The 6,643-nt window shown below is 62.0% G+C and carries 7 protein-coding genes and 1 pseudogene; 3 read left to right on the forward strand and 5 right to left on the reverse strand.

Annotation, left to right across the window (positions count from 1 at the left end):
* A partial coding sequence (locus LCF59_RS17245; protein WP_292288859.1) for a transglycosylase domain-containing protein occupies window positions 1-1,500 on the reverse strand: 1,500 nt, incomplete at its 3' end.
* A 254-nt stretch (window positions 1,501-1,754) separates the two neighbouring features.
* Between LCF59_RS17245 and LCF59_RS17250 the strand changes: the two genes are divergently transcribed.
* The 3 genes from LCF59_RS17250 to LCF59_RS17260 all read left to right on the forward strand — a co-directional run bounded on the left by LCF59_RS17250 (window position 1,755) and on the right by LCF59_RS17260 (window position 4,274).
* Window positions 1,755-2,093 (forward strand): P-II family nitrogen regulator, encoded by a 339-nt coding sequence (locus LCF59_RS17250; RefSeq protein WP_292288860.1) that lies wholly within the window; start codon window positions 1,755-1,757, stop codon window positions 2,091-2,093.
* Between the two features lie 36 nt (window positions 2,094-2,129).
* The gene (locus tag LCF59_RS17255; protein WP_292288861.1) at window positions 2,130-3,458 is read left to right on the forward strand and encodes an ammonium transporter; all 1,329 of its coding nucleotides are present in this window, start codon (window positions 2,130-2,132) and stop codon (window positions 3,456-3,458) included.
* Between the two features lie 171 nt (window positions 3,459-3,629).
* Complete coding sequence (locus LCF59_RS17260) at window positions 3,630-4,274, forward strand: TetR/AcrR family transcriptional regulator (RefSeq protein ID WP_292288862.1); 645 nt, start codon at window positions 3,630-3,632, stop codon at window positions 4,272-4,274.
* Here the strand turns inward: LCF59_RS17260 and LCF59_RS17265 are convergent.
* From LCF59_RS17265 to LCF59_RS17280, 4 genes and pseudogenes are all read right to left on the reverse strand, one after another.
* The gene (locus LCF59_RS17265) at window positions 4,235-5,050 is read right to left on the reverse strand and encodes a B12-binding domain-containing protein (RefSeq protein WP_292288863.1); all 816 of its coding nucleotides are present in this window, start codon (window positions 5,048-5,050) and stop codon (window positions 4,235-4,237) included. The genes LCF59_RS17260 and LCF59_RS17265 overlap by 40 nt on opposite strands.
* Window positions 5,051-5,153: 103 nt before the next feature.
* On the reverse strand, window positions 5,154-5,867 hold the full coding sequence (locus LCF59_RS17270; protein ID WP_292288864.1) for an NYN domain-containing protein: 714 nt from the start codon (window positions 5,865-5,867) through the stop codon (window positions 5,154-5,156).
* Window positions 5,868-5,879: 12 nt separating this feature from the next.
* Entirely contained in the window at window positions 5,880-6,386 is a 507-nt protein-coding gene (locus tag LCF59_RS17275) for a GNAT family N-acetyltransferase (RefSeq protein WP_292288865.1), read from the reverse strand.
* Between the two features lie 15 nt (window positions 6,387-6,401).
* A pseudogene (locus LCF59_RS17280) lies at window positions 6,402-6,643 on the reverse strand (S-(hydroxymethyl)glutathione dehydrogenase); the annotation flags it as partial.

Raw genomic sequence — 6,643 nt, forward strand, 5'->3', positions numbered from 1 at the left:
GACGGATTCCGATATCTTGACCTCCTGGATGTTCAGGCTTTTGGCCAAGGCATCGACCAGGGTCACCTGGCCGTAATGCTGGTTTGAATAGTTTGACGGACACCACCGGCCCGAACCGGGAATGTTCATGCAGAAGGGTTCGTCCTGAACCGTGTCATAGGGGCTGTAACCCAGTTCCAGCGCGGTGGCGTAGACAAAGGGCTTGAAGGCCGATCCGGTCTGTCGGCTGGCCTGTGTGGCGCGGTTGAACACGCCGGACACATTTGTCTGGCGACCGCCCACCATGCCGCGCACCGCGCCATCGGCGGACATCACCACGATCGCCGCCTGTGCCTTGGAGCCCTCCCGGACCTTGGTGGCGAAGACCGTCTTGATCGCGTCCTCGGCCGCCTTCTGAATCCGTTGGTCCAGCGTGGTCGAGATGATCACGTCCTCGGTCGTGTCGCGGGTGAAGAAATCGGGTCCGGACTGCATCACCCAGTCGGCGAAATACCCGCCCGTCTGGGTCTTGGCCTTGTCCGACAGGTTCGCCGGATTGGCCTGCGCCGCGCGGGTCTGTTCGTCCGTCAGGTAGCCCTGTTCGTTCATCAGGCGCAGCACGGTGGCCGCCCGCGCCTGCGACCGTTCGATGTTGGAGGTCGGAGCCAGCGTCGACGGGGCGGTGAGCAACCCCGCGATCATCGCGCCTTCCTGCGGTGTCAGGGCCGATGCCGGTTTCGAGAAATACCGCTCTGCCGCGGCTGCCGCGCCATACGCGCCACCGCCCATATAGGCGCGGTTCAGGTAGATCGAAAGAATCTCGTCCTTGGTATACTTGATCTCCATCGCCAGCGCGTAGATCGCTTCCTTGGCCTTGCGCGCCAGGGACCCGCGCCGACAATCCGAGATGTATTCCGCCTCGGTCTTCCACTCGTCGGGGTCATAGGTCACGCCCAGGCAAAGAAGCTTCGCGGTCTGCTGCGTGATCGTCGATCCGCCGTGGCCCGAAAGCGGCCCGCGGCCTTCGGACAGGTTGATGCGCACTGCCGAGGCGATCCCGCGCGGGGACAGGCCGAAATGATTGTAGAACCGCCGGTCTTCGGTCGCGACCACCGCGTTCTTGAGATGCGGCGACACCGTGTCCGCCGTCACGACGCCGCCGAACTGGTCGCCGCGCCAGGCGAAGGCAACGTCGTTGCGGTCCAGAAGCTGAACCGACCCCCGTGCACGTCCGTCGAGCGCTGCCGACACCTCGGGCAGCCGGCTGTACTCGACCGCGACAAGCCCGGCGACGATCAGGGCGACGATGATCCCCACCCGCAGGAACAGGCGCAGGAAAAAGCGCATGATCCCTCGGATGATCCCGGTGAAGAACCCGATGATCCCGCCGCGCCTGGCTTTCGCTCTGGCTGGCTTGCGCTTTTTGGGCGCAGCTTTGCGCGGCTTCGCGGCCCTGGATGCTGTCTTGGGATAGCGCCGGTCTGCGACCAGACGGCTTTTCCCGCGTCGTGAATCAGTCATGCTTCCGACCGCCTGTGATACTGCTCGTTCAAACCAATTTAATCGGTTTCTCCGTCGATGTGGACCGCAGACAAAGTGACAACATGGTTTTTTAACTGACTAATTTATGTGCATCAGCGTCAGATTGTGCAAAATTTGTGCAACTTGTCGTTCTGGTGGCTGGCCTGCCCCCCGTCTCACCTTTCCTTCCGACAGCCCGTGCCTCTTTTCTGCGCTTGCAAACAAAGATCGACCTGCAAGGGAAAGGGACCAAGGTGAAGTTCATCATAGCGACAATCAAGCCGTTCAAGCTTGAAGAAGTCCGAGAGGCGCTCACAGACATTGGCGTCCGCGGCATGATGGTAACCGAGATCAAGGGGTTCGGCTCTCAGTCGGGCCACACCGAGATTTACCGTGGCGCGGAATACGCGGTGAACTTCGTGCCGAAAATCAAGCTCGAGATCGTGGTCTCTGCCGACATGGCTGACCAGGTGATCGAGGCAATCACCAAAACCGCCCGCACCGGCAAGATCGGCGATGGCAAGATCTTCGTGCTGGATGCGCAGCAGGCGATCCGCGTGCGGACCGGCGAAACGGATGGGGACGCGCTCTGAACAGGCGCTGTGACAAGGATTAGGGGACACTCACACATGAAACTTCAAAAGATACTCTTGCCCGCCGCCGCGCTCGTTGCGCTGCCGGTTACGGGCTTTGCCCAGGACGACGCGGCAACCGTCGGTGCCGATGAATTCGTCTGGATCATGAACTCGCTGCTGTTCCTGATTGGCGGCTTCCTGGTGTTTTTCATGGCCGCTGGCTTTGCGATGCTCGAAGGCGGCCTGGTCCGGTCCAAGAACGTGGCCATGCAGATGACCAAGAATGTCGGGCTCTTTTCGATCGCGGCGATCATGTATTGGCTCATCGGTTACAACCTGATGTACCCGCTCGGAGACTGGGCGATCGAAGGCTATTTCTCGGGTCTCTTCCCGTCTGTTGGCGTGCTTGAGGCTGTCGGTATCACCTTGGCCGATGCCGATGACGCCGCCTATGCGTCCACGGGATCCGACTATATCTTCCAGTTGATGTTCTGTGCGGCGACCGCGTCCATCGTGTCCGGGGCGCTTGCCGAGCGTATCAAGCTCTGGCCATTCCTGATCTTCTCGGCCGTTCTGACTGGATTCATCTATCCGCTGACGGCCTCCTGGACTTGGGGCGGCGGCTGGCTCAGCGAGGCAGGGTTCTCCGACTTTGCCGGCTCGACCATCGTGCACGCCTGTGGTGCGGCGGCTGCCTTGGCCGGTGCGATCGTGCTTGGACCGCGGATCGGCAAGTACAAGGACGGCAAGGTCAACCCGATGCCCGGGTCCAACCTGGCCCTGGCGACGCTCGGGATGTTCATCCTGTGGCTCGGCTGGTTCGGCTTCAACGGCGGCTCGCAGCTTGCCATGGGGACCGTGGGAGACATCGCCGACGTCTCGCGTATCTTCAGCAACACCAACATGGCCGCGGCATCGGGGGCCGTCACGGCACTGATCCTGACGCAGATTCTCTACAAGAAGGTCGATCTGACCATGGTTCTGAACGGTGCGCTTGCCGGTCTCGTGTCGATCACGGCTGAACCGCTTGCTCCGACCCTCTTCGGGGCCCTGTGGATCGGCGCCATCGGCAGTGGCATCGTGGTGTTCACCATCCCGCTGCTCGACAAGCTGAAAATCGATGATGTTGTCGGGGCCATCCCGGTCCATGGCTTTGCCGGGATCTGGGGCACGATCGCGGTCATCTTCTACGGTGACGCATCGCTGGGAACGCAGCTTCTGGGCATTGTCGCGATCGTGGGTTCGGTCTTCGTACTGGCCTTGATCATGTGGCTCATTCTCAAGGCGGTCGTGGGCATCCGCGTCGGTGAAGAGGAAGAGATCAACGGTCTCGACATGGCCGAACTGGGCATGGAAGCCTACCCGGAATTCTCCAAAGGCTGATCTCCTCCTTCCGTCAGCCTTTTGTGACCACCTGCCCAGGCGTTCGCGCCTGGGCTTTTTCGTATCCGTCACTGCCGCGGGGATCGCGACAGCCGGCAAACGCCGCGCCATATCTCCTTGCGGACCCAAACCTGCCTGTTTAGCGTTCCGGACCTGGAACACGAGGCGGGAATGGACACGGCGCAGGCGCAAATCCGGAAGGGTCGCAAGTACGACCAGGTTGTCGATGGCGCGCGGGAAGTCTTCCTGCGCGACGGCTTTGAAGGGGCCAGCGTCGATGACATCGCCCGCGCCGCCGGCGTGTCCAAGGCCACGCTCTACAGCTATTTTCCCGACAAGGGGTTGCTCTTCATGGAGGTCGCGACCCGGCAATGCGAAGAACAGGCCCGCACGTCGATCGAGCGGATCGACAATTCCCGTCCGCCCGCCGATGTGCTTGCACAAATCGCGCACCAGTTTCTCGGGTTCATCTATTCCGATATCGGCCAGCGCATCTTTCGCATCTGCGTCGCCGAAGCGGATCGCTTTCCCCGGCTTGGACAGGAATTTTATCGCTCCGGGCCGATGATCATGCGCGCGGCGGTGGTCGACTACCTGCGTCAGGCGGTCGGTCGCGGCGAGTTGGTGATCGATGACTACACCCTGGCCGCTGATCAGTTTGCCGAGTTGTGCAAGGCAGACCTGTGGCCCAAGCTGGTTTTCGGCATCATCACGACCGTGTCCGAGACAGAGAGGGCCCGCGTGGTCGACGGCGCGGTCCGGACCTTTTTGGCGCGCTACGCGGCGGGACCACCGGAGGAGATAACCGCCTGGTAGAGCGCTTCGAGCGAGTCGAGACATTCATCCATCGACGCCGCCACCGCATCTGCGCCCGTGCGTTCCATGACATTGCGCTCCATGTCGGAGATGTTGCCGCCGATGAAGATATAGGCCCTGGGCGCGGCGACCCGCAACTCGACGATCGTGCTGGCAAGGGATCGCACGCTTTCGGCACCGGATGCGGAAAGCCCGATGATCGCATATCCGCCATCCCGCGCGATCTTGCACAACTCCGCTTCGCTGCGCCCCAGCTGAAGGTCGATCGACCAGCCTTTCGATCGCAGGATATCGGCTGCCATTGTGATCCCGATCAGGTGCTGTTCACCCGGAACCGTTGCGAAAAGCGCCTCGCGCATGCCGCGCGTCGGTTCGGGGGGCGTGACCGATCGCAGATCACGCAAGATATGCAGCATTCGGCCCGCGGCGATGGCGGTATCGCTGAAATGAATGCGGTCTTCTTCCCACCACTCGCCCAACCTTCGGGCCGCGGCCGCGATATAGGACAGGCACAATGTCTCGTGGTTGGCCCCGCGTTCCTGTGCGCGCAGCAAAATCGTTCGAGCGTCGTCCACGGTCGGCGCGACCAGGGCCCGGCAGAACGTATCAAGGTCGCCGTCATCCAGTGCAGAGGATGCCGACCGCGAGATATGCGTCAGCCGGGTGATCACCTCCTGCGCCATAACACGCAGCGACGCTTCCGAAAGTTGGCTTTCTTGCGCGTGCGCGTCATCGTCGATGGAGCGCAACACGATCGGTGTCTCATGTTTCAGCATAGTCAGGCCTCCCAAAGCGCTGAGCACGGAAACCTCTTTTCCCCGAGGTCAGCATTGCACGGCTGCGCCAATGCCGCAATGGGGCGTTGCGCGATCGGCGGATTCAATCCCGCCGGCGAACCATCAACTGGTTGTTCGTGCCGCGCTTGACTTCGAGAACCTTCAACTCTGCCACCAGGTCACTCAGCTTGCGCTTGCCATAGGTGCGGGTGTCAAAATCGGGATTGGCCGAGACGATATGCTGGCCCAATTGCCCGAGACGGTACCATTCGTCATCCTGGTCGATCGCGTCCATCGCCTTGAGGATCAGGGTCCGCGCCTCGCTCAGGTTGCTTTTGCGGGCCGGCTTGGCCGCGCTGCTGTCGGCATCCCCGGCATTGTCGAGATTTTCGAGAAAGATGAATCGTTTGCAGGCGCGGCGAAAGGCCTCGGGCGTTTTCTGCATGCCCATGCCGTAAACGTCCTGCCCCTGTTCGCGCAGACGCTGCGCCAAACGGGTGAAATCGCTGTCGGAACTGACCAGCACGAAGCCGTCGAACCGGCCCGTGTGCATGAGGTCCATCGCGTCGATCACGAGCGCGATGTCGCTGGCGTTCTTGCCTACGGTATTGGCCGGTTGATGGTGCGGCACCAGACCGAATTCGGCCTGCACACGCGACCACCCGGCCATTTGCTGGCTCGAAAAATCGCCGTAGCAGCGCCGCACGCTGGCCTCGCCCAACGACGCGATCTCTTCAAAGATCGACCCCGTGTATTTCGGAGAGGTATTGTCCGCGTCGATCAGAACCGCGAGGAGGGGAGGATGTGTTTCGCTCATGGCGGTACCGTGTCAGAGCGCGCGATACATCACAAGAGCATCCACGTCGCCATGCGCCGGATGATGAAAGGCACCGGGCAATCGTCCGACAATCTCGAATGCCGCATTCTGCCAGATGGCGATGGCGCGGGTGTTGGTCGCGACGACGAAATTGTATTGCATCGCGCGAAAGCCCGCGGCGCGTGCCGTTTCAAGCGAATGCGCCAGCATCGCGCGTGCCACGCCGCGCCCGCGGGCCGCCGCTGCGGTGCAATAGCCGGCATTGCAGACATGCGCCCCGCCGCCCGACTGGTTCGGCTTGAGGTAATAACACCCCAGCGCCGCCCCGTCGGCATCCAGCGCCAGCCGCACGTCTGCGTTCGGGGGCCAGAAATAGGCCAGGCCGCTGTCGATCCCGCCGTCGGGATCGGCGCAAAACGTGTCTCCGGCCTCGACCGTCGGTCGAAGGATGTCCCAAACCAGGTGTTCATCCGCCCCGCGTTCGGCAAGGCGGATGGTCATGTCAGAGGGTACGATCATGCGGATGGCCTGCGATCAGTAAACCACCACCGACCGGATGCTTTCGCCGGCATGCATCAGGTCAAAGCCCTTGTTGATGTCCTCCAATGGCATGGTGTGGGTGATCATCGGGTCGATCTCGATCTTGCCGTCCATGTACCAGTCGACGATCTTGGGCACATCGGTGCGCCCGCGCGCGCCGCCAAAGGCCGTGCCTTTCCACGTCCGCCCGGTGACAAGCTGAAACGGCCGCGTGGCGATCTCGGCGCCTGCAGGGG

This window comes from Marivita sp. (assembly GCF_020055675.1).
GTDB lineage: Bacteria > Pseudomonadota > Alphaproteobacteria > Rhodobacterales > Rhodobacteraceae > Marivita.